Source organism: Amycolatopsis sp. cmx-11-32, from assembly GCF_047608695.1.
In the GTDB taxonomy this organism is placed as follows: Bacteria; Actinomycetota; Actinomycetes; order Mycobacteriales; family Pseudonocardiaceae; genus Amycolatopsis.
Map to the genome: position 1 here is coordinate 190,318 of NZ_JADNQN010000006.1, position 19,285 is coordinate 209,602.

The following is a 19,285-nucleotide window of genomic DNA, read 5'->3' on the forward strand; positions in this document are numbered from 1 at the left end:
GGGAGGTAAGACCGTGAAACGCATCGCCGCCGTGCTCACATCGGGCGCTCTGCTGGCAGGGACCCTGCTGGCCGCCACTCCGGCGGAAGCCACCGTCGGACAGAACGTCCGCTTCGCGACGTACAACGCTTCGCTCAACCGCGGAGCCGCGGGTCAGCTGGTGACCGACCTGTCGCAGCCGGGCAACGCGCAGGCGAACGAAGTCGCCGAGGTGATCCAGCGCAACCGGCCGGACGTGCTGCTGATCAACGAGTTCGACTACGTGCCGGAAAACCGCGCCGCGAACCTGTTCCGCGAGAACTACCTGAAGCGCGGCCAGAACGGCGCCGCGCCGATCGACTACCCGTACGCCTTCACCGCGCCGTCGAACACCGGTGTCGCGACGGGAGTCGACCTCGACCGCAACGGCCAGGTCGGCGGGGGCAACGACGCGCACGGCTTCGGCCTCTTCGAGGGGCAGTACGGCATGCTCGTGCTGTCCAAGTACCCCATCGACACCAAGAGCGTGCGGACGTTCCAGAAGTTCCGGTGGAAGGACATGCCGGGGGCGCTGCTCCCGGACGACCCGGCCACCCCGGCGCCGAGCGACTGGTACTCGCCGCAGGCACTCGACGTGCTGCGCCTGTCGTCGAAGTCGCACTGGGACGTCCCCGTCCGCGTCGGCCGGTCCACCGTGCACTTCCTGGCCGCGCACCCGACACCGCCCACCTTCGACGGCCCCGAAGACCGCAACGGCACCCGCAACAACGACGAAATCCGCTTCTGGGCGGATTACGTGACGCCGGGCAAGGGCCGCTACATCTACGACGACCGCGGCCGTCGCGGCGGGCTGGGCGCGCACGAGAAGTTCGTCATCGCCGGCGACTACAACTCCGACCCGCTCGACGGCGACAGCGTCCCCGGCGCGATCTCCCGCCTGCTGAACGCGCCTCGCGTCCTCGAGACGCGCCCGGGCAGCGAAGGCGCGGTGCGCGCCGCCCAGGACCAGGCAGGTGCCAACATCGGCCAGAAGGGCGACCCCTTCTTCGACACCGGCGACTTCAACGACAACGCGCCGGGGAACCTGCGGATCGACTACGTCCTGCCGTCGAGGGGCCTGTTCCCCTGGCGTGCCGAGGTTTTCTGGCCGCTGCCCGATTCACCGCTGGCGCGGCTCAACGACGCCTCGGACCACCATCTGGTGCGGGTCGACGTGTTCGTCCCGCGCTGGTAGGTCTCAGACCGAGACCGGCGGATCGCAGTGGGCGCCGAGCTGAGCCTTGCCCGAGCCGGTGAGCGCGGCGAGGCCGGTGCCCCGGCCGGTCGTCGCCATGAGCAGGTCGGCGAGCGGGCCCCGTACTTCGTCGGGCCCCTCGCCACCGGTCCAGTCGGCGTCGGTGGCGATCATCTTCACGCCCTTGCAGCGTTTCCGGGCGCCCCAGAACGGGCTGGCGAGGATGTGCTCCAGCGACGCGATCGCCGGCTCCTCGGGCATGGGCCGGACGCGGCCCAGCGGGCGGACGATGTCCTGGCCGTGGATGAGGACGTCGGCGAGCGGGTCGATCGGCTTGGCGCCGGGGGAGCGGTGGTCCGACCCCGCGTCCTCCCGGATCTGGGCGATGAGTTCGGCCGGCTCGAACCGGGTGGCGTGGCCGATGGCCTGGTCGGCGGTCATCCGGTCCCAATTCCCTTTCGCCTTGATGGCGCCCAGGATGGTGTCCTTGAGCCCGGTCCGGGGCGAGAGCGCCAGGTGGGCGGCCATTTCGTGGACGGTCCATTTCGGGCACAGGGTGTGCGCGGACCAGTCCTTCTCGTCGAGTCCTTCGAGCAGATCCGCCACGCTCAGCCGCTCGGCCTCGGTCCAGGCCAGCACCTTGCCCTCGTCCACATTCATACCCGGTGTCCTCTTCCTCAAGCCCGTCTGAGTGCTTCCATCGCCTCGCGCGGCTCCTTCGACCAGGCCTCTTCTCGACCGTCTTCGGCGACCAAGGAACGACCGTAATCGATGACGTGCGGTCCCGCAGTTTCCAGGAAGGGGGCGGCCTCCTCGGGCACGGTTCCGGGCACGACCCTAGCCTGGGCGGTATGAAGATCGCGATTCTCGACGACTACCAGGAAGTGGCGCTCGGCTTCGGGGACTGGGCCTCCCTCGGCGCCGAGACCAAGGTGTTCACCGAGCCGTTCGCGGACCCCGCCGACGTGGTCGCCCGCCTGCGGGAGTTCGACGTCGTGGTCGCGATGCGCGAGCGCACCCGGTTCCCCGCCGAAGTCCTCGACCGGTTGCCCGCGCTCAAGCTGCTGGTGAGCACCGGCCACCGCAACGCCGCGATCGACGTGGCCGCCGCCCGGCGCAACGGCGTGGTCGTCTCCTCCACCGGGTACCTCGCGGCCCCGGCGGCCGAGCACACCTGGGCGCTGATCCTCGCCGCCGCGCGGAACGTGCCGGTGGAGTCGGAGAACATGCGTGAGGGCGGCTGGCAGACCACGGTCGGCACGGTCCTGGCAGGCAAGACCCTCGGGCTGCTCGGGCTCGGCAGGCTCGGTGCCGGCGCGGCCAAGATCGGCCAGGCGTTCGGCATGGAGACCATCGCCTGGAGTCAGAACCTGACCCAGGAGAAGGCCGATCCCCACGGCGTGACGGCGGTGGCGAAGGACGAATTGTTCGCCCGCGCGGACGTTTTGTCGGTTCATCTGGTGCTCAGCGACCGCAGCCGCGGACTGGTCGGCGCACCGGAACTCGCCGCGATGAAGCCGACGGCGATGCTCGTCAACACCTCGCGCGGCCCGATCGTGGACGAGGCCGCCCTGGTGGACGCCTTGCGCCGCAAGGAGATCGCGGTCGCCGCGCTCGATGTCTACGACGTCGAGCCGCTGCCCTCGGAGCATCCGCTGCGGACACTGGACAACGTCGTGCTCACCCCGCACATCGGCTACGTCACCCGCGAGACCTACGAGATCTTCTATCGCGACGCGGTCGAGGACATCGCGGCCTTCCAGGCGGGTTCGCCGGTCCGCGTCATGGAGTGAGGCCGCGCAGTTCCGAGAGGACGGCGTCGGTATAGGGCGGCCACACCTCGGCCGCCCACGGGCCGAAAGCGTGGTCGGTGAGCGCGACACAGGCGGCACCGGCGTCGGGGTCGACCCAGAGGAACGTGCCGGACTGCCCGAAGTGGCCGAAGGTCCGCGGCGAGCTCGACGAGCCGGTCCAATGTGGACTCTTGTGGTCGCGGATCTCGAAACCGAGGCCCCAGTCGTTCGGCTTCTGGTGGCCGAAGCCGGGCAGGACACCGGAAAGGCCGGGGAAGACCACGGAAGTCGCCTCGCGCACCGTCTCGGCGGCGATCAGCTTCGGGGCCTGCAGCTCGGCGGCGAACGCGACCAGGTCGTCCACGGTGGACTCGGCGCCCGAAGCGGGGGAGCCGGTCAGCTTGGTCGCCTTCATGCCCAGCGGCTGGAAAAGCGCCTCCGCCTGATAGTCGGCGAAGGGGATGCCGGAGTGCTCGGTGAGCGCGTCGGCGAGCTGCTCGAACCCGGCGTTGGAGTACAGGCGCCGGTTGCCGGGCGCGGCCATCGGCTTGTGCTCGTTGAAGGCGAGCCCGGAGGTGTGCGCGAGCAGGTGCCGGATCGTCGAGCCTTCCGGCCCGGCGGGGGTGTCGAGTTCGACGACGCCCTCTTCGATGGCGATCAGCGCGGCGTAGGCCGTCAGCGGCTTCGTCACCGACGCCAGCTTGTAGACCTTCGTCGTGTCGCCGTGCGTACCCAACACGTCACCGGCGACGGTCACCACGGCCGTGGCGGCGTTGGCAGACGGCCACTGTTCGATCTCGCGCACGCTCTCCATGCCCAACACCCTACGAAGCCCGGGCCGGTCGGGGCGGCCCGGGCTTCGCAGGGAGGGGATCAGGCGTCGAGGTCGGTCGCCACCAGCTCGGCGATGGCGTCGACGGCCGCCTCGGCGCCCTCACCTTCGGCACTGATGATGACCTCGTCGCCGTAGCCGGCGGCGAGGGTCATCAGGTTCAGCACGCTGCCGGCCGCGACCGGGTCGCCGCCCGCCTTGGCGATGGACACCGCGACGGGCTGCGCCGCGGCCGCCTTGGCGACCGTCGCCGCGGGCCTGGCGTGCAGGCCCACCTTGCTGGCCACGGTGACGCGTTTCTCCGGCATGTTCTTTCCCTTCGTGCCTTCGGTTCTGCTGTGCTGAAACTACTTGACGGGTTTGGCCGCGGTGGCTTCGAGATCGGCCTCGATCGCGTCGTCCTCGCGGCCAGGGGTCCGCAGGTTCCACTTCTTGATCACGAAGCGGAAGATCACGTAGTAAAGGACTCCATAGGCCAAACCGATCGGGATGAGCAGCCAGACGTTGCTGCTCGCCGCCGGGAGACCGCTGTTAAGCGCGAAGTCGATCGCCCCGGCGGAGAAGCCGAAGCCGAGGTGGATGTCGAGCGCGTTCACCAGTGCCATCGACGTGCCGGTCAGGACCGCGTGGATCAGGTACAGCGGCCACGCGACGAACATGAACGAGAATTCGATCGGCTCGGTGATACCGGTCAGGAACGAGGTCAGCGCACCGGCGATCATCACACCGCCGACGATCTTCTTCTGGCTGGGCTTCGCGCTCTGCCAGATCGCCAGTGCCGCGGCGGGGATGGCGAACATGAAGATCGGGAAGAAGCCGGTCATGAAGGTGCCACGGGTGGGGTCGCCCTCGAAGAACTGGGTGAGGTCACCACCGTCGAAGATGAACCATACCGGCACGTTCAGCAGCTGGTGCAGACCGACCGGGATCAGCAACCGGTTCAGGACACCGTAGATACCGCCACCGACGACCGGTGCGCCGGTGACTGCCTCTCCCGCGGCCTGGATGCCTTCGTTGACCCAGTGGAAGACCAGGCCGAAGGGCACGGCGAGGAGCATCAGCGTCAGGGCGGTGACGATCGGCACGAAGCGGCGGCCGCCGAAGAAGGCCAGGTAGGGCGGCAACTTGATGCGATAGAACTTCTGCCACAACAGGGCGGTGACCAAACCGACGATCACACCGGCCAGCACACTGTAGGGCCACTTCATCGGGTTGAGCATCAGGCCCGCGGGCTTCTCGGGGTTCCAGCCCGGCAGCTCGGAGAACGGCGCGAAGACCTGGAGGACGCTGGTGAACACGAAGAAGCCGACCACGGCGGCCAGCGCGGTCGCGCCGTCGCTCTTCCGGGCGAAGCCGACGGCGATACCCACCGCGAACAGGAGCGGCAGCCAATTGAACAGCGAGTTGCCCGCCGCACCGAGAACCTCGGCCACTTTGGTCCAGCCGAGTCCTTCCTCGCCGAGCAGGTCAGGTTGACCGAACCTGTTGAGGAGCGCGGCGGCGGGCAGAGCGGCGATGGGGAGCATGAGGCTGCGGCCGAAGCGCTGAAGCCCGGCCAGTCCCTTGCCCTTGCTCTTCGCCCCCTCGGCGGTGGTGGAGCTCATCGGGTACCTCCGTAGTGAGGATGGTGACCGGAATCCGGGGTGTTCCGGTCCAGCTGCATAGTGACCTGGTAGTGATCGCCCCGGTACCAGGAAGTCATGTCTTCGATCGGTTCCCCGTTGACGCTGGAGACCCGGCGGAAGACAAGGAGCGGACTGCCGGCGCGCATGCCGAGCAGGCGTGCCGTTTCGCGGTCCGCGGATTCGGCCCAGACCGTCTGCCACGCGTGATCCGGGCGGAGGTCATACGACTGGGCGAGTTGGACGTACAACGATCGAGTGAGATCGAGATCGAGCAGACCGGGCATCCGGCCCGCGTGATACCAGCCACGCTCGACAGCCAGTGGCACCCCGTCGGCACGGCGGAGCCGTACCAGCCGGTGTGCCGGGGTCCCGGCGGTCAGGCCGAGGGCGTGCGCCGAGGGGGCGGGCGGGACCTCGGTGGCGGTCTTGACGACCTCCGTGGTCGGGGTCATCCCGCGACGGCGCATGTCCTCGGTGAAGGACATCAGGTAGAGCTGCAGTTCCATGCGCCTCGCGGCGGTGAACGTCCCCTTGCCGCGCACGCGCGACAAGAGCCCTTCTTCGACCAGCTTGCCGATCGCCGACCGGACGGTGAGCCTCGACACCTGATAGGTCTCGGCGAGGTCACGTTCCGAGGGGATAGGTGAGCCGGGGGGTAGCTCGCGCTCCACCGTGCGGCGCAGAATCTCCCGCAGCTGGGCGTGCTTGGGCGTCGGTCCGTTGATCACACGGTCGGACGGCGGCTGCTGCGCCGAAGCGCTCATGACGGTCACCGTCCTTTCGGGGCGGTCGCTTCGGGTAACCCGTACTCGCATCTGGTCCGGAAGATTGGTACGTTCCGGTCTAGACCAATGGTCCGATGGGGCAGGATGCTCCGTCGCACGAGCGGGTGTCAACCACCGTTACGCGTTCGTGGCCAGGGATCACGTGCGAGTCGGCGAACGGCGTAGTACAGCTGGTTCGCATGTGGGAAACCGACAGGGAACAGGGAGACCGCGATGGCGGATGACAGGGCGGAAAAAATCCTCGCGGGCCTCGGCGGTGCCGAGAACGTCATCGAGGTCGAGGGGTGCATCACCCGGCTGCGTTGTGAACTCGAAGACATGAGCCTGCTCGACGAGGCGGCGCTGAAGGCCGCCGGCGCGATGGGCGTCGTGCGCATGGGAGCCGGTGTCCAGGTGATCGTGGGGCCGGAGGCCGACACGATCGCCAGTGACATCGAGGACCTGATGTGAGCCTCGAAATTCTGAGCCCGGTAAGCGGTAAGACGACCGCTATGACCGAAGTACCCGATCCGGTCTTCGCGCAGGCGATGGTCGGACCCGGACTCGCGGTCCTGCCCTCGGGCGGGCGCCAGGACGCGGTCTCACCGGTCGACGGGACGGTCGTGACCCTGCATCCGCACGCCTTCGTGGTGGCCACCGAGGACGGCCGCGGCGTGCTGGTCCACCTCGGGATCGACACGGTCAAGCAGAAGGGCGAGGGGTTCACCCTCCACGTCGTCAAGGGTGAGACCGTCCGTGCCGGGCAGCCGGTCGTCGAATGGGACCCCGAAGCGGTCGTGGCCGCCGGCTACTCGCCGATCGTGCCGGTGGTGGCGCTGGACGCGAAGGCCGAGGTCCTTTCCGGACTGCGCATCGACGGCGACGTCGAGGCGGGCGACCCGATCTTCACCTGGGACAGCTGAACGCTTTACGCGAAAGGGTCCCTTTAGGACGTTCTCCGTCCTAAAGGGACCCTTCGCTGTGCTCAGGCCGTGACGACCTGACCGTTCGTGACCTTGACCGCGACCGAGGGCAGCGGTTTGTCCGCCGGCCCCTTTTTGACCGCGCCGGTCGCCGCGTCGAAGATCGAGTTGTGGCATGGACACTTGAGCTCCGCGCCGTCCGGGACGACCGCGCAGCCCTGGTGCGTGCAGATCGCGCTGAACGCGGCCGCGGCGCCTTCGGCGGTCCTGGTCACGATGACGTCCTTGCCATCCGCTGTCTTCGCGGCCTTCGCCTGGCCGACCTCGATGTCGGAGAGCGCGGTCAGGGTCTCGCCCGGAGCCGCGGCGGGCGGCGCGGCGGCCGAGCCGGACGACGGGGTGTCGCTTCCGCAGGCCGTGATGGCCACGGCACCGACGGCCGCGCCGGCGACGGCGGCCCCGGTGGTCAGGACGGTGCGGCGGGAGTGGAGTTCGGCAGTCATGCCCCTACACACGGTCGGAGCACCCATCCGGTTCACTTTCGCCGACCATCGGGTGCCGAATTGAACCGAGCACCCCTCTTTTCCGTGTTCACAGGCATGGGGGAACCGAACACGGGAAAAGAGACGCGGACATGATCCGGTGGTTGTCGCGGGCGGTGGTGGCGGCGGGCCTGCTCGGCTCGGCGTGGGTGCATTACGTCGTATGGCAGGACTGGGCGGCCGAAACGGACGTGGTCGGTCCACTCTTTCTGGTGAACGTGGTGGCCGGCGTGGTCATCGCGGTCGCCGTCCTGGTCTGGCACCACTGGCTTTCCGTGTTCGCGGCGATCGGCTTCGGCTTGGCCACACTGGGCGCGTACGTGCTTTCGCTGACCACAGGGTTCTTCGGCGTCTCGGAGCGCTTCACCACCCAGGCCGAGTTCTGGGGCTTGATCACCGAAGTGGTTTGCGTGGTCTTCGCCCTCCCCCTGCTCTTCGCCCGCGAAGGCACGGATCGGTGAAGGAATTCGCGGAGGACCGGCTGATGCGGGCTTTGCACGAAGAGCACGCCGCGGCGCTCATGAAGGCCCCTTCCTTGCGTCTAGCGCCAAGTTTCCGGCAAAGTCGAGGTCTTGCAGGTCAGGCGGTTGTTCGTCGCTGTGTGAGGCTGACGATGTAGGAATGGGGACGTTGAGTGTCCCCATTCCTACATCGTCGCGGGGTCACTAGCGATGCTGAGTCCGGATTACCAGCAGCAGCGCTGACCAGTGGCTCTGCGACTTTGCCGTGACCCTGCGCCTAAGTACGTGAAGGGGGCCTTCACGTACTCGGAAAGCGCCCAGCCGGTCGCATGAGCACTACTGGTCACATCCGACCCGCAACCGGCCGCTGCGGGCTGAAGGGAGCTTTCCCCGCATCGGACGCGGCGAAAGCTCCCTTCGCCGCGTGAGACGTGGGCATCCGTCCCACCGCCACGAACGGCCTCCCTTCCGCAAGTAGTCGACTACTTGCGGAAGGCCCGACCAGGCGAAAGTTCGTGAAAGTCCCTGTCACGAAAAGAAAATTCTTGCCACACCGAGCGCGACGGGCGCACTCTTGATCTTGTGTTCATGCCGATCGCCTTCGCGGTGGCGGGCGCCGGATCGGCGCTCGCCACCCGCTCCTGCCTACGCCGCGCGGGAGCGCCGGTGACGGCTTGGGCGGCGGCGCTCGCGGCCGCGTTGCTCCTCGCGGTCTGCCTCCGTCACCAAGGCGGAGCCTGGCCGTCGTGGTGGCTCGCGGTCCCGGCCGTGCTGACGGTCTTCGCGGTCCCGCTGGCGCTCGCCGACCTCAAGTACCGCCGCCTGCCCGACGTCCTGACCCTGCCCGCGTACCCGGCGCTGGCCGTCGCGCTGGGGGTCGCGGCGGCCGGGGGAGGGGTGGACATCGCCTGGCGGGCCGTGCTCGGCGCGCTGGTCTTCGGCGGCGCGCACGCGCTCGTCCACGTGCTGTCGCCGCGCTCGCTCGGCGCCGGTGACGTGAAGCTGGCCGGGAGCCTCGGCGCGGTCCTCGCCGCGACCGGCTGGCCGTCGGTCGTGCTCGGTGCCGTCGCCGCGGCTCTGCTGAGCGTGGCGCTCGCGGTGGGCGGACCCCGGCATCCCACGGTGCCGCACGGGCCTGGCCTCCTGGTCGCGGCCTGGGCACTCGCCGTCTTCGCCGGACCTGGTCCGGGATAGCCCGGCCTGTCCAGGAACGAGAGGGAGACTGTGACAGGATCTGTCAGGTGTTGCGCTGGATAACCGCAGGGGAATCGCACGGACCCGCCCTCGCCGCCATCCTGGAAGGGATGCCTGCCGGGGTCGAGGTCACCACCGCCGAAGTGGGCGAGCAGCTCGCGCGACGGAGGCTCGGCTTCGGCCGCAGCCCCCGGATGGGCTTCGAGACCGACCACATCGAGTTCACCGGAGGTGTCCGGCACGGGCTCACCCAGGGTGGCCCCGTCGCGGTCCAGATCGAGAACGCCGAGTGGCCCAAGTGGGAGAAGGTCATGTCGGCCGATCCCGTGCCCGCCGAGGAGCTGGATGGCCTGGCGCGCAACGAGCCGCTGACCCGTCCCCGGCCCGGCCACGCGGACCTGCCCGGCATGCAGAAGTACGGCTTCCCCGAGGCCCGTCCGGTGCTGGAGCGCGCGAGCGCCCGCGAGACGGCGTCCCGTACGGCGCTTGGCACGGTGGCCCGCGCGTACCTCAAGCAGCTGCTCGGGGTCGAGATCCTCAGCCACGTCGTGTCCATCGGCGGTGCCTCGGCGCCGGAGGGCCCGCTGCCCGTGGCGGCGGACCTGCCCGCCATCGACGAGAGCCCGGTCCGGGCGTTCGGTCAGGAGGGGACCGACGCGATGGTCGCCGAGGTCGACGCCGTGCGGAAGGCGGGTGACACCGTCGGCGGCGTGATCGAGGTGATCGTCTACGGGCTGCCGCCGGGCCTCGGCTCGCATGTGCACTGGGACCGCAGGCTCGACGCCCGGCTCGCCGGCGCGCTCATGGGCGTGCAGGCGATGAAGGGCGTTGAGGTCGGCGACGGCTTCACCACGGCCAAGCGCTGGGGCAGCCAGGCCCACGACGAGATCGACCGCGGCACCGGCCCGGTCGGGGTGACCCGCCGGTCCAACCGGGCGGGCGGCCTCGAAGGTGGCATCACCAACGGCGAACCGCTGCGCGTGCGCGTCGCCATGAAGCCGATTTCGACCGTTCCCAAAGCATTGTCCACTGTGGATGTCACGACCGGTGAACCCGCGGTGGCCATCCACCAGCGTTCCGACGTCTGCGCGGTACCCCGTGCCGGGGTCGTGCTGGAGTCGGTGGTCGCGCTGGTCCTCGCGGACGCCGCGCTGGAGAAGTTCGGCGGTGACTCGCTGATCGAGGGCAAGCGCAACGCCGAGGCGTACCTGAAGGCGCTCGAGGAGCGCTGGTGACCCCACGCGCGGTGATCATCGGGCCGCCGGGCTCGGGCAAGAGCACGGTCGGCCCGGCGCTCGCCGCCCGGCTCGGCCTCGCCTTCCGTGACAGCGACGACGACATCGTCGCGAGCGCGGGCAAGCCCATCACCGACATCTTCGCCGACGAGGGCGAGCCCGCCTTCCGCGCGCTGGAGGAGGAGATGGTCGCGAAGGCGCTGGCCGAGCACGACGGCGTCCTCTCCCTGGGCGGGGGAGCGCCGATCACCGCGGGCACCAGGGCCCGGCTGGGCGGGCACACCGTGGTCTTCCTCAACGTCGGGATGGCCGCGGGCGTTCAGCGCGCCGGTCTGTCGACCGCGCGCCCGCTGCTGGCCGGGGTGAACCCCCGCGCCACCTATAAGGCGCTCCTCGACGCACGGCTGCCGGTGTACCGCGAGGTGGCCACGATCGAGATCGAGACCGATCACCGCACCCCGGACGAGGTCGTCGAAGCCGCCGTCGCCGGGCTGAACGAAGCCAGCAAGGAACGAGCATGAAGCGCACCATCACCGGCGTTTTTCTCGCCGTCATGGCCCTGACCCTGACCGCTTGCGGCGACGAGAAGCAGCCCGCCGGAGCGGACGTGATCCAGACCGGCGCCGCGGCGACCGGCTCGGCCACCGCATCGGCCGCGCCCGAAACCGATGTCGCCGCCGACGTCCAGGTCATGAAGTGCGACAGCAACAGCTACACCCCGAAGGTCACCATCGAGGTCACGAACAGCACCGGTGAGGACGCGCGTTACGCCGTCACCATCGCGATCAAGGACGCCGAGGGCAAGGCCTCCGGTGAAGCGCTGTTCGCGAAGGACCGGATGACGCCGGGTGAGAAGGTGACCGAAGAGATCCCGGGCGACACCCCGGTCAAGGGCAAGATCTCCTGCGAGGTCGCCAGGGCCAAGCGGCTTCCGCCGAAGTGAGGGAAACGATGACCGAACCGGTCCGCATCACCGTCAACACCGCCAAGCCGTACGACGTCGTCATCGGCCGGGGCCTGCTCGGCGAGCTCGCCGAGCAGCTCGCCGACGCCTCCAAGGTCGCGCTGATCCACCCGCCGACGCTGACGACCACCGCCGAGGCCATCCGCGACGAACTGGCCGCCGCCGGGATCGACGCGCACCGGGTCGAGATCCCCGATGCCGAGGACGGCAAGGCGCTCACCGTCGCCAGCTTCTGCTGGGAGGTCCTCGGCCGCATGGGCCTGGACCGTCAAGGAGTGGTCGTCGGGCTCGGCGGCGGTGCCGTGACCGATCTGGCGGGCTTCGTCGCCGCGACCTGGATGCGCGGCGTACGGCTGGTCAACGTCCCCACCACGCTGCTGGGCATGGTCGACGCCTCGCTCGGCGGAAAGACCGGCATCAACACCGAGGCCGGCAAGAACCTCGTCGGCGTCTTCCACGAGCCGAGCGCGGTCCTTGTCGACCTCGCGACGCTGGAAACGTTGCCGCCCAACGAACTCGTCGCCGGGATGGCCGAGGTCGTCAAGGCCGGGTTCATCGCGGACCCGCGCATCCTCGAGCTCGTCGAGCAGAACTCGGCCGCGGCGCTGGACACCACCGGTGAAATCATCGGCGAGCTGGTCCGCCGCTCGATCCAGGTCAAGGCCGACGTCGTCGCCGCGGACCTGCGCGAGTCGAACCTGCGCGAGATCCTCAACTACGGCCACACCCTCGCCCACGCCATCGAACGCCGCGAGAAGTACCGGTGGCGTCATGGTGCCGCGGTCAGTGTCGGGCTGGTGTTCGCCGCCGAGCTCGCGCGCCTGGCGGGTCGTCTCGACGACGCCACCGCGGAGCGGCACACGGCCGTGCTCAAGCTGCTGGGCCTGCCGACCACCTACGACCCGGAGGCGCTCCCGCACCTGCTGGAGACGATGAAGGGCGACAAGAAGACCCGGTCGGGCGTGCTGCGCTTCGTCGTCCTGGACGGGCTCGCCAAGCCCGGCAGGCTGGAAGGCCCCGACCCGTCACTGCTCGCGGCGGCGTACTCGGTGGTGGCGGGCGAGGCCCCCAAGTCCGGCGGGAGCGTGCTGCTGTGAAGGTGCTCGTCCTCAACGGCCCTAACCTCGGCAGGCTCGGCCTGCGCGAACCGGGGATCTACGGTTCGGCCACGCACGCGGACCTGGTCTCGACCTGTGTCGGCACCGGGAAGGAACTCGGGATCGACGTCGAGGTCCGCCAGACCGACCACGAGGGCGAGATGGTCGGCTGGCTGCACGAAGCCGCCGACGCCGGCTGGCCGGTGGTGCTCAACGCGGCCGCGTGGACGCACTACTCGATCGCGGTCCGCGACGCCGCCGCCCAGCTCAAGGCGCCGCTGATCGAACTGCACATCTCCAACGTGCAAAAACGCGAGCAGTTCCGGCACCAGAGCGTGCTTTCGGATATCGCCACCGCCGTCCTCGCCGGGCTCGGGGTCGACGGTTACCCGCTGGCCCTGCGTTGGATTGCCGCGAACGCGGGATGAACAACCCGCCCGGGCTCGAGACCGCGCGGCTGCGGCTGCGCCCGCTGGCCGGGTCCGACACCGAGGCGATCGTCGAACTCTTCGCCGACCCGGCGTTGAGCGCGCATTTCGCGGTTCCGCTCACCGAACCGGACCTTGTCCGCGAGATGGTCGGACGGCGGCTGGCGTACGACGGCCCGGCCGGGATGGGGCACTGGGCGATCGAACGCGACGGCGAGGTGATCGGCCTCGCGCATCTGCGGCCGTCGGCGGAGTTGCCCGGCGAAGTGCCGGAGATCGGCTACTACCTGGCGCGTGCGTACGGCGGACAGGGCCTGGCGACCGAGGCCGCGAGCGCGCTGCTCGACCACGGACTCGTCGGACTCGGTCTGTCGTCGGTGTGGGCACTGATCGGCGAGTCCAATGTGGCCAGTCTGAACTTGGTGCGGCGGTTGGGTTTCCTGGACGTCGGCGGCGGTGACCACTACGGCAGCGGCCCGCACCGCGTGCTCGTCGCGTTGCCGTCGGATCACGGGCGGGCCCACCACATCGAACTGTGGGTGCCGGATCTCGCGCGGGCCGAGGAGAGCTGGGGCTGGCTGCTCGGCGCACTCGGCTGGCGGGAGTTCCAGCGCTGGCCCGCCGGGGTCAGCTGGAAGCACGGCGCGACCTACCTCGTCGTCGAACGTTCTCCCGCGCTCAGCGGCGAAAAGCACGAGCGCACCGCGCCGGGCCTGAACCATCTCGCCCTGCACGTCGATACCCGCGATCGGGTGAACGACTTGGCTTCGGAGGCTCTCGAACACGGCTGGTCGGCGATGTTCGCGGACAAGTATCCGTATGCGGGCGGTGATCAGCACTACGCCGCCTACCTCGAAAACACCGACGGGTTCGAGGTGGAGTTGGTAGCCCTACCGGGGAGCGACGTCACCCGGCTGGGTTAAGTCTCGCTACACTCGGCCATCATGCGCCTTTTTCGTGGGGGTCGGCGACCCGCCCGTGTCGTGGTGGCCGTCCTCGCGGTCGGCGTGGTCCTCGCGGCGTGCAGTGACGGCCTCGCCCAACCCCAGGCCGACGGCAAGGGCGGTGGGATCGGCGGAGCCCAGCTGACGCCGCCCAGCGAGCAGCCCCGGCCGACGGACGTCGAACTCGCCACGAGCGATCCCCGGGCCGGCGCCGGCGTGGTCGGCGCCGGCGATCAGGACGCGGTCTACAACTACGGCCCGACCGTGATGCGGGACGGCGGCAAGCTCCGGATGTGGTGGTGCAGCCAGTACGGCAGCGCCCAGCCTCCCGGTGACGACATCCTCTACGCGCAGTCGCCCTCGCTCGACGGGCCCTTCACCGGCCCGTCCGGGGGTGGCCCGGCGGCGGTGTTCTCCGGCGCGCCCGGCGGTTTCGACGGGATGCACACCTGCGACCCCTCGGTGATCAGGGTCGGCTCGACCTATTACATGTACTACACCGGCGCGGCGGGCGACCACGCGCTCGGCAACTCGATCGGCCTCGCCACCAGCACCGACGGCCTCACCTGGACCCGCGCCGCGGGCGGAAAGCCGATCATCGTGCCCTCGCACGACGTGCATCGCGCCAACGTCTACGGCGCCGGTCAGCCCTCGGCCGTGTACCTCGACGGCTGGTTCTACGTGCTCTTCACCGACACCACGGCCAAGGCCGCCGGGTGGAACGGCGCCGGGCAGTTCCTGCTGCGCGCCAAGAACGCGGCCTTCAGTAAGGGCGTGGAGACGTTGGGAGAGCAGGGCTTCGTGCCCAAGCCCGGGACGACCTCGCCCCGCACCCGCTCACTGGTCGACGGGTTCAGCACCGACCTGATGTGGGTCGGCTCGCTCGACGCTTTCGTGATCGCGCACGAGACCGACACCGGCACCACGCTCACCTTCTGGACCAGGGACTTCTCCGCGCAGCCGTACCGGCCGGTGGTCGTCCCCGGCGCCTGGAAGGAGGGCCCCGGACTGGTCCGGCGGCCCGACGGCCACGCGCCGCTCTCTTCGGGTGACGTCTGCGACCGGGTCCCGTTCGACGTCGTCCGCGCCACGATCGTCGGCGGCGCGGGGGCGCCGACCGACCTCAGGCATTTCGGCCTGGACGTCCGGGGCTCGCGGGCCTGCGACGGCGACGCCCGGGTCCGGACGGCGTTCGAAGGCGTCGCGATGCCGTCGCCGCAGCGGACGATCGATCTGGTGGCCGACGGAAAGCTGGTCAGGGTCGACCGGCGTTCGGTGGCGGCGGTGCTCGCCGGTGAGGTGCTGAACCAGCGGCTCAAGGTCGTCGACAGGTTTCCGCAGGCCGCGCGGTTGAGCGCCGGAGCGAGGATGGTGCGCGCTCCCGGCCGCGGGATGGGCGTGGTGCTGGACGGCAGGCTGTTCGCCGTGCCGGACGCCGGGGCCGCGGCGCTGAACGACTCGGCCGTCGAGGAGATCAGCGATCAGGCCTGGGACGGCTTCCCTGCCGGTTTCTCGCTCGCGGGCTGAGCTTCTTCTTCGTCTTCGGCAGGCGCCTTCTTGCCGATCAGGCCGCCGGCGAACAGGCCCAGCCCGGCCGGGATGAGCACCAGCAGGGCCGAGAACGCGGCGCCGCCGGTGAGCGCGCCGCCGAGTTCGGAGGCGCCGGTCTGGTCGACGAACACCGCGCGGCCGATCACGTACAGCACGCCCGAGACCGGGCCGGCGAGCAGCGCCGCGATGAACCAGTTCCGGCCACGCTCGGGTTTGCCCCGCCAGGCGTCCACGGCGCTCCAGCCCGCCGCCGCGCCGACGAGGACCGCGAGGGCGAGCGAGGTGACGAGGGTCTTGTCGGTGGGGTGGAAGACCTCGTACTTGGCCAGCACGGTGACGGCCACGCCGTGCAGCAGCGCCATCACGAGTCCACGAGTCAGCCACGGTGCCATGGGGTGAGTTTAACTCGCGAGTAGCGATCGTCACGCCCGCACGTTCGGTGCCGCGGGCGGCAAGTACGTGAAGGCCCCCTTCCTTGCGCCTCAGTACAGGGCCTCGGCAAAGTCGCGGAGCTGCTGGTCAGCGCTGTTGGTGGTAGTCCGAGCTTGGCATCGCTGGTGCCCCGCTCGGGTGTGTGCCTGGGGTTATGGCCTCGAACCTCTGTTGACGAAGCTCCGCGACCGGTGTGCCTCCGCGACGATGAAGGAATGGGGATACTCAACGTCCCCATTCCTTCCTTAACAGCCTCATGCGGCGACGAAGAGCCGCCTGCCGGTTAGATCTCGGCTTTGCCGCCTAAGTACGTGAAGGGGGCCTTCACGGACCACCTCGGCGAAACGCGGGCCGTGAGTCGTCCGGCAGCGGCCCTCGCGTTGGCGGCCGACCCCCTAAACTCCATTCCGTGCGTGAATACTTCTCTCGCCGCCGCGCGGCGCTGCGTTCCCTGCTGACCGACTCCGGGGTGGACGCGCTGCTGGTCACGGACCTGCTCAACATCAGGTACCTGACCGGCTTCACCGGGTCCAACGCCGCTCTCCTCGTCCACGGGAGCGGCGACGACAAGACGATCTTCTGCACCGACGGCCGCTACACGGTCCAGTCGGCGACCGAGGTACCCGACCTCGAACGGGTGCTGGACCGCGCGAGCGCGGCCAAGCTCGCCGAGCTGGCGGCCGAACAAGAATTCGGCAAGACCGGGTTCGAGAGCCAGCACGTCAATGTCGAGCAGCACGAGGACCTCAAGGTGCACTTCGACCGCGTCCAGCTGGTCCGGACGCCCGGTCTCGTCGAGCGGCTGCGGCTGGTCAAGGACGAGCAGGAGATCGAGGCGCTGCGCCAGGCGTGCGCGGCGGCGGACAGGGCGCTGGAGGACCTGGTGTCCGCCGGTGGGCTGCGGCCGGGCCGCACCGAGCTGGACGTCGCCCGTGACCTGGAGAATCGCATGCTCGGCCACGGGTCGACCGGGCCGTCGTTCGACACGATCGTCGCGGCGGGCGGCAACTCCGCGATCCCGCACCACCGGCCGACTTCGGCCGTGCTGGCGACCGGCGACTTCGTCAAGATCGACTTCGGCGCCACGGTCGACGGCTACCACTCCGACATGACCCGCACGTTCGTCCTCGGCAAGCCGGCGGCGTGGCAGGAAGAGGTCTACGAGCTGGTCCAGCGGGCGCAGGAGGCGGGCTGCGACGCCGTCCTCCCCGGCGCGGAAGTGTCCGATGTGGACAAAGCGGCCCGTGGCGTGATCGCCGCCGCGGGGCGCGGCGAGAGTTTCGGCCACGGCCTCGGCCACGGGGTCGGACTGCAGGTGCACGAGGCGCCCAGTCTCGCCACCACCGGCGTCGGTACACTGACCGCCGGTATGGCCGTCACCGTCGAGCCTGGTGTGTATCTGCCCGGACGCGGAGGCGTGCGCATCGAGGACACGCTGGTCGTGCGGGAAGGTACGCCCGAACTCCTCACGCTGAGCACCAAGGAACTCGTGGTCGTCTGACGGCGGCCCGGAAGATCGACACAGGAGACTGCACACTCGTGGCCACCACCAACGACCTGAAGAACGGGCTCGTCCTCAACCTCGACGGCCAGCTCTGGACCGTCACCGCGTTCCAGCACGTCAAGCCGGGCAAGGGTGGTGCGTTCGTCCGCACCACGCTCAAGCACGTGCTGACCGGCAAGGTCGTCGACAAGACCTTCAACGCGGGCACGAAGGTCGATACGGCCACCGTCGACCGCCGCAACATGACGTACCTGTACAAGGACGGCACGGACTTCGTGTTCATGGACGCGGAGACCTACGACCAGATCACCGTGCTGGCCGAGACCGTCGGCGACAACGCGAACTACCTGCTCGAGAACTTCGAGGTCCAGGTCGCGGTGCACGAGGGCGTCCCGCTGTACATCGAGCTGCCGACCTCGGTCGAGCTGATCGTCCAGCACACCGACCCTGGCCTGCAGGGCGACCGGTCCACCGGCGGCACCAAGCCGGCCACGTTGGAGACCGGCGCCGAGATCCAGGTGCCGCTGTTCCTCACCACCGGCGAGAAGATCAAGGTCGACACCCGTGACGGCCGCTACCTGGGCCGCGTCTCCAACTGATGGCAGGCTCAGACAAGTCCGGGCCGGATCGATCCAAGAAGTCGCCGAACCGCGGCGGGCCGATCAGCCGTCGGCAAGCCCGTAAGCGTGCCGTCGAGATGATGTACGAGGCCGCCCAGCGCGGTGCCGACGCGGTGACGCTGCTGGCGGACCGGGTCGGTTCGGTCGAGGTCGACCCGATCGGGGACTACACGATCTCGCTGGTCGAGGGCGTCACCGCCCGCAAGACCCAGATCGACGAGCTGCTTTCGGAACACGCACAGGGCTGGACGCTGGACCGGATGCCGCCGGTCGATCTCGCGGTGCTGCGGGTCGGCGTCTACGAGCTGCTGTGGGCCGAGGACGTGCCGGACCCGGTCGCCATCGACGAGGCCGTCGGACTGGCGAAGGAGCTGTCGACCGACGACTCGCCGCGGTTCGTGAACGGCGTGCTCGGCCGGATCGGCACGATCGCCGACAGGCTTCGCGCGGTCCTCTAGAAGACGTGCTACAACGGGCCGTGTCCTCTTCGCAAGGGCACGGCCCGTTTTCGTGCTCGGCGGGGCCGGTGGCGTTTCCGGTCCCCCCGGACCGAAAACGTCGCCACCTCTAGTCCTCCTTGGACGGTCGAGCCTCGGGCGGCAGCACACCCCAGTCGATCAGCTGCTCGGTGAGTTCACCGGGGGTCATGTCGTAGATGATCGCCAGCGAACGCAGGTCTTCGGTGCGGATGGAGAGCACCTTGCCGTTGTAGTCGCCGCGCTGGCTCTGGATGGTGGCCGCGTAGCGGGCGAGCGGTCCGACCTTCTCCGCCGGGAGCTGCTGTAGGCGCTCCAGGTTTATGACGATCTTCGTGGCGGGCTCCGCACCCGACGGCACCCGGCCCTCCGGCAGCAGTTCGACCACCGGCACGCCGTAGAAATCGGCCAGCTCGGCGAGCTTCTGCACGGTGACGGCGCGGTCGCCGCGCTCGTACGAACCGACGACGACGGCCTTCCAGCGGCCTCCGGACTTCTGCTCGACCCCGTGCAGGGACAGGCCCTGCTGCTGGCGGATCCCGCGGAGCTTGGCCCCGAGCGCCTTGGCGTAATCGCCCATCTGGTGGTTCTCCGTTTCCTCACCCCCAACCGGTCGAAGTGACCGGTCCAGGGGACTCTAGAGTCGAATACTCAGAGTAATGGTTACGCATAGTTGTCACCAGGTCA

23 protein-coding genes and 1 pseudogene are annotated in these 19,285 nt (G+C 69.4%); 16 read left to right on the top strand and 8 right to left on the bottom strand.

Going from position 1 to position 19,285, the window contains the following annotated elements; genetic code table 11:
- The first annotated feature begins 13 nt into the window (after window positions 1-13).
- Entirely contained in the window at window positions 14-1,213 is a 1,200-nt protein-coding gene (locus tag ACM6LR_RS20575; RefSeq protein ID WP_414937633.1) for an endonuclease/exonuclease/phosphatase family protein, read from the top strand.
- A gap of 3 nt (window positions 1,214-1,216) precedes the next feature.
- On the opposite strand, the gene ACM6LR_RS20580 is transcribed toward ACM6LR_RS20575, so the two are convergent.
- Complete coding sequence (locus tag ACM6LR_RS20580) at window positions 1,217-1,873, bottom strand: maleylpyruvate isomerase family mycothiol-dependent enzyme (RefSeq protein WP_414937634.1); 657 nt, start codon at window positions 1,871-1,873, stop codon at window positions 1,217-1,219.
- A gap of 191 nt (window positions 1,874-2,064) precedes the next feature.
- Between ACM6LR_RS20580 and ACM6LR_RS20585 the strand changes: the two genes are divergently transcribed.
- On the top strand, window positions 2,065-3,006 hold the full coding sequence (locus ACM6LR_RS20585; RefSeq protein WP_414937635.1) for a D-2-hydroxyacid dehydrogenase family protein: 942 nt from the start codon (window positions 2,065-2,067) through the stop codon (window positions 3,004-3,006).
- On the opposite strand, the gene ACM6LR_RS20590 is transcribed toward ACM6LR_RS20585, so the two are convergent.
- The 4 genes from ACM6LR_RS20590 to ACM6LR_RS20605 are packed head-to-tail and all read right to left on the bottom strand — an operon-like array spanning window position 2,996 to window position 6,227.
- Window positions 2,996-3,820, bottom strand: a complete 825-nt coding sequence (locus ACM6LR_RS20590; protein WP_414937636.1) for a serine hydrolase domain-containing protein — start codon at window positions 3,818-3,820, stop codon at window positions 2,996-2,998. The genes ACM6LR_RS20585 and ACM6LR_RS20590 overlap by 11 nt on opposite strands.
- Window positions 3,821-3,879: 59 nt before the next feature.
- Window positions 3,880-4,146, bottom strand: a complete 267-nt coding sequence (locus ACM6LR_RS20595) for an HPr family phosphocarrier protein (protein ID WP_076163675.1) — start codon at window positions 4,144-4,146, stop codon at window positions 3,880-3,882.
- A gap of 39 nt (window positions 4,147-4,185) precedes the next feature.
- Entirely contained in the window at window positions 4,186-5,442 is a 1,257-nt protein-coding gene (locus tag ACM6LR_RS20600; protein WP_414937637.1) for a PTS transporter subunit EIIC, read from the bottom strand.
- Complete coding sequence (locus tag ACM6LR_RS20605) at window positions 5,439-6,227, bottom strand: GntR family transcriptional regulator (protein ID WP_414937638.1); 789 nt, start codon at window positions 6,225-6,227, stop codon at window positions 5,439-5,441. Before ACM6LR_RS20605 ends, ACM6LR_RS20600 begins: the two co-directional genes overlap by 4 nt.
- Before the next feature lie 225 nt (window positions 6,228-6,452).
- Between ACM6LR_RS20605 and ACM6LR_RS20610 the strand changes: the two are divergent.
- Together ACM6LR_RS20610 and ACM6LR_RS20615 are read left to right on the top strand one after the other, a co-directional pair.
- Window positions 6,453-6,698, top strand: a pseudogene (locus ACM6LR_RS20610) (glucose PTS transporter subunit EIIB); the annotation flags it as partial.
- Window positions 6,695-7,150, top strand: a complete 456-nt coding sequence (locus ACM6LR_RS20615) for a PTS sugar transporter subunit IIA (protein WP_414937639.1) — start codon at window positions 6,695-6,697, stop codon at window positions 7,148-7,150. The pseudogene ACM6LR_RS20610 and the gene ACM6LR_RS20615, both read left to right, overlap by 4 nt.
- A 62-nt stretch (window positions 7,151-7,212) precedes the next feature.
- Here ACM6LR_RS20615 and ACM6LR_RS20620 read toward each other — a convergent pair whose 3' ends face one another.
- The gene (locus tag ACM6LR_RS20620; protein WP_414937640.1) at window positions 7,213-7,653 is read right to left on the bottom strand and encodes a ubiquinol-cytochrome c reductase iron-sulfur subunit; all 441 of its coding nucleotides are present in this window, start codon (window positions 7,651-7,653) and stop codon (window positions 7,213-7,215) included.
- A 131-nt stretch (window positions 7,654-7,784) separates the two neighbouring features.
- Between ACM6LR_RS20620 and ACM6LR_RS20625 the strand changes: the two genes are divergently transcribed.
- From ACM6LR_RS20625 to ACM6LR_RS20665, 9 genes are all read left to right on the top strand, one after another.
- Window positions 7,785-8,153, top strand: a complete 369-nt coding sequence (locus ACM6LR_RS20625) for a hypothetical protein (RefSeq protein WP_414937641.1) — start codon at window positions 7,785-7,787, stop codon at window positions 8,151-8,153.
- A gap of 582 nt (window positions 8,154-8,735) precedes the next feature.
- Entirely contained in the window at window positions 8,736-9,347 is a 612-nt protein-coding gene (locus tag ACM6LR_RS20630; RefSeq protein ID WP_414937642.1) for a prepilin peptidase, read from the top strand.
- Between the two features lie 47 nt (window positions 9,348-9,394).
- Complete coding sequence (aroC, locus tag ACM6LR_RS20635; RefSeq protein ID WP_414937643.1) at window positions 9,395-10,582, top strand: chorismate synthase; 1,188 nt, start codon at window positions 9,395-9,397, stop codon at window positions 10,580-10,582.
- A complete protein-coding gene (locus ACM6LR_RS20640) occupies window positions 10,579-11,103 on the top strand; it encodes a shikimate kinase (protein WP_414937644.1) in 525 nt (174 codons plus the stop codon). The genes aroC and ACM6LR_RS20640 overlap by 4 nt, the downstream gene beginning before the upstream one ends.
- Complete coding sequence (locus tag ACM6LR_RS20645) at window positions 11,100-11,525, top strand: hypothetical protein (protein ID WP_414937645.1); 426 nt, start codon at window positions 11,100-11,102, stop codon at window positions 11,523-11,525. The genes ACM6LR_RS20640 and ACM6LR_RS20645 overlap by 4 nt, the downstream gene beginning before the upstream one ends.
- Before the next feature lie 8 nt (window positions 11,526-11,533).
- A complete protein-coding gene (gene aroB / locus ACM6LR_RS20650; protein WP_414937646.1) occupies window positions 11,534-12,643 on the top strand; it encodes a 3-dehydroquinate synthase in 1,110 nt (369 codons plus the stop codon).
- Window positions 12,640-13,071, top strand: a complete 432-nt coding sequence (gene aroQ / locus ACM6LR_RS20655) for a type II 3-dehydroquinate dehydratase (protein WP_414944321.1) — start codon at window positions 12,640-12,642, stop codon at window positions 13,069-13,071. Before aroB ends, aroQ begins: the two co-directional genes overlap by 4 nt.
- Window positions 13,068-13,994, top strand: coding sequence for a GNAT family N-acetyltransferase (locus ACM6LR_RS20660; protein ID WP_414944322.1), 927 nt, complete (start codon window positions 13,068-13,070; stop codon window positions 13,992-13,994). The genes aroQ and ACM6LR_RS20660 overlap by 4 nt, the downstream gene beginning before the upstream one ends.
- 60 nt (window positions 13,995-14,054) lie before the next feature.
- Window positions 14,055-15,542 (top strand): beta-xylosidase, encoded by a 1,488-nt coding sequence (locus tag ACM6LR_RS20665; protein WP_414944397.1) that lies wholly within the window; start codon window positions 14,055-14,057, stop codon window positions 15,540-15,542.
- Here ACM6LR_RS20665 and ACM6LR_RS20670 read toward each other — a convergent pair.
- Window positions 15,497-15,928 carry a B-4DMT family transporter gene (locus tag ACM6LR_RS20670; protein ID WP_414937953.1) on the bottom strand — a complete coding sequence of 144 codons (432 nt, stop codon included), beginning with the start codon at window positions 15,926-15,928 and terminating at the stop codon, window positions 15,497-15,499. The genes ACM6LR_RS20665 and ACM6LR_RS20670 overlap by 46 nt on opposite strands.
- 479 nt (window positions 15,929-16,407) lie before the next feature.
- Between ACM6LR_RS20670 and ACM6LR_RS20675 the strand changes: the two genes are divergently transcribed.
- The 3 genes from ACM6LR_RS20675 to nusB are packed head-to-tail and all read left to right on the top strand — an operon-like array spanning window position 16,408 to window position 18,580.
- Window positions 16,408-17,499: a M24 family metallopeptidase gene (locus ACM6LR_RS20675; protein ID WP_414944323.1), complete on the top strand. Its 1,092-nt coding sequence runs from the start codon at window positions 16,408-16,410 to the stop codon at window positions 17,497-17,499.
- A 38-nt stretch (window positions 17,500-17,537) separates the two neighbouring features.
- Window positions 17,538-18,101: an elongation factor P gene (gene efp, locus ACM6LR_RS20680; protein WP_125783626.1), complete on the top strand. Its 564-nt coding sequence runs from the start codon at window positions 17,538-17,540 to the stop codon at window positions 18,099-18,101.
- On the top strand, window positions 18,101-18,580 hold the full coding sequence (gene nusB / locus ACM6LR_RS20685; RefSeq protein ID WP_414944324.1) for a transcription antitermination factor NusB: 480 nt from the start codon (window positions 18,101-18,103) through the stop codon (window positions 18,578-18,580). The genes efp and nusB overlap by 1 nt, the downstream gene beginning before the upstream one ends.
- 109 nt (window positions 18,581-18,689) lie before the next feature.
- Here nusB and ACM6LR_RS20690 read toward each other — a convergent pair whose 3' ends face one another.
- Window positions 18,690-19,178 carry a transcriptional regulator gene (locus ACM6LR_RS20690; RefSeq protein WP_003096372.1) on the bottom strand — a complete coding sequence of 163 codons (489 nt, stop codon included), beginning with the start codon at window positions 19,176-19,178 and terminating at the stop codon, window positions 18,690-18,692.
- Between the last annotated feature and the right edge of the window lie 107 nt (window positions 19,179-19,285).

Excerpts from the sequence above, each read along its gene's own strand:
- ACM6LR_RS20580 (WP_414937634.1), bottom strand. The coding sequence starts at position 1,873 with ATGAATGTGGACGAGGGCAAGGTGCTGGCCTGGACCGAGGCCGAGCGG.
- ACM6LR_RS20585 (WP_414937635.1), top strand. The coding sequence starts at position 2,065 with ATGAAGATCGCGATTCTCGACGACTACCAGGAAGTGGCGCTCGGCTTC.
- ACM6LR_RS20590 (WP_414937636.1), bottom strand. The coding sequence starts at position 3,820 with ATGGAGAGCGTGCGCGAGATCGAACAGTGGCCGTCTGCCAACGCCGCC.
- ACM6LR_RS20595 (WP_076163675.1), bottom strand. The coding sequence starts at position 4,146 with ATGCCGGAGAAACGCGTCACCGTGGCCAGCAAGGTGGGCCTGCACGCC.
- ACM6LR_RS20600 (WP_414937637.1), bottom strand. The coding sequence starts at position 5,442 with ATGAGCTCCACCACCGCCGAGGGGGCGAAGAGCAAGGGCAAGGGACTG.
- ACM6LR_RS20605 (WP_414937638.1), bottom strand. The coding sequence starts at position 6,227 with ATGAGCGCTTCGGCGCAGCAGCCGCCGTCCGACCGTGTGATCAACGGA.
- ACM6LR_RS20620 (WP_414937640.1), bottom strand. The coding sequence starts at position 7,653 with ATGACTGCCGAACTCCACTCCCGCCGCACCGTCCTGACCACCGGGGCC.
- ACM6LR_RS20625 (WP_414937641.1), top strand. The coding sequence starts at position 7,785 with ATGATCCGGTGGTTGTCGCGGGCGGTGGTGGCGGCGGGCCTGCTCGGC.
- ACM6LR_RS20645 (WP_414937645.1), top strand. The coding sequence starts at position 11,100 with ATGAAGCGCACCATCACCGGCGTTTTTCTCGCCGTCATGGCCCTGACC.
- aroB (WP_414937646.1), top strand. The coding sequence starts at position 11,534 with ATGACCGAACCGGTCCGCATCACCGTCAACACCGCCAAGCCGTACGAC.
- ACM6LR_RS20660 (WP_414944322.1), top strand. The coding sequence starts at position 13,068 with ATGAACAACCCGCCCGGGCTCGAGACCGCGCGGCTGCGGCTGCGCCCG.
- ACM6LR_RS20670 (WP_414937953.1), bottom strand. The coding sequence starts at position 15,928 with ATGGCGCTGCTGCACGGCGTGGCCGTCACCGTGCTGGCCAAGTACGAG.
- nusB (WP_414944324.1), top strand. The coding sequence starts at position 18,101 with ATGGCAGGCTCAGACAAGTCCGGGCCGGATCGATCCAAGAAGTCGCCG.
- ACM6LR_RS20690 (WP_003096372.1), bottom strand. The coding sequence starts at position 19,178 with ATGGGCGATTACGCCAAGGCGCTCGGGGCCAAGCTCCGCGGGATCCGC.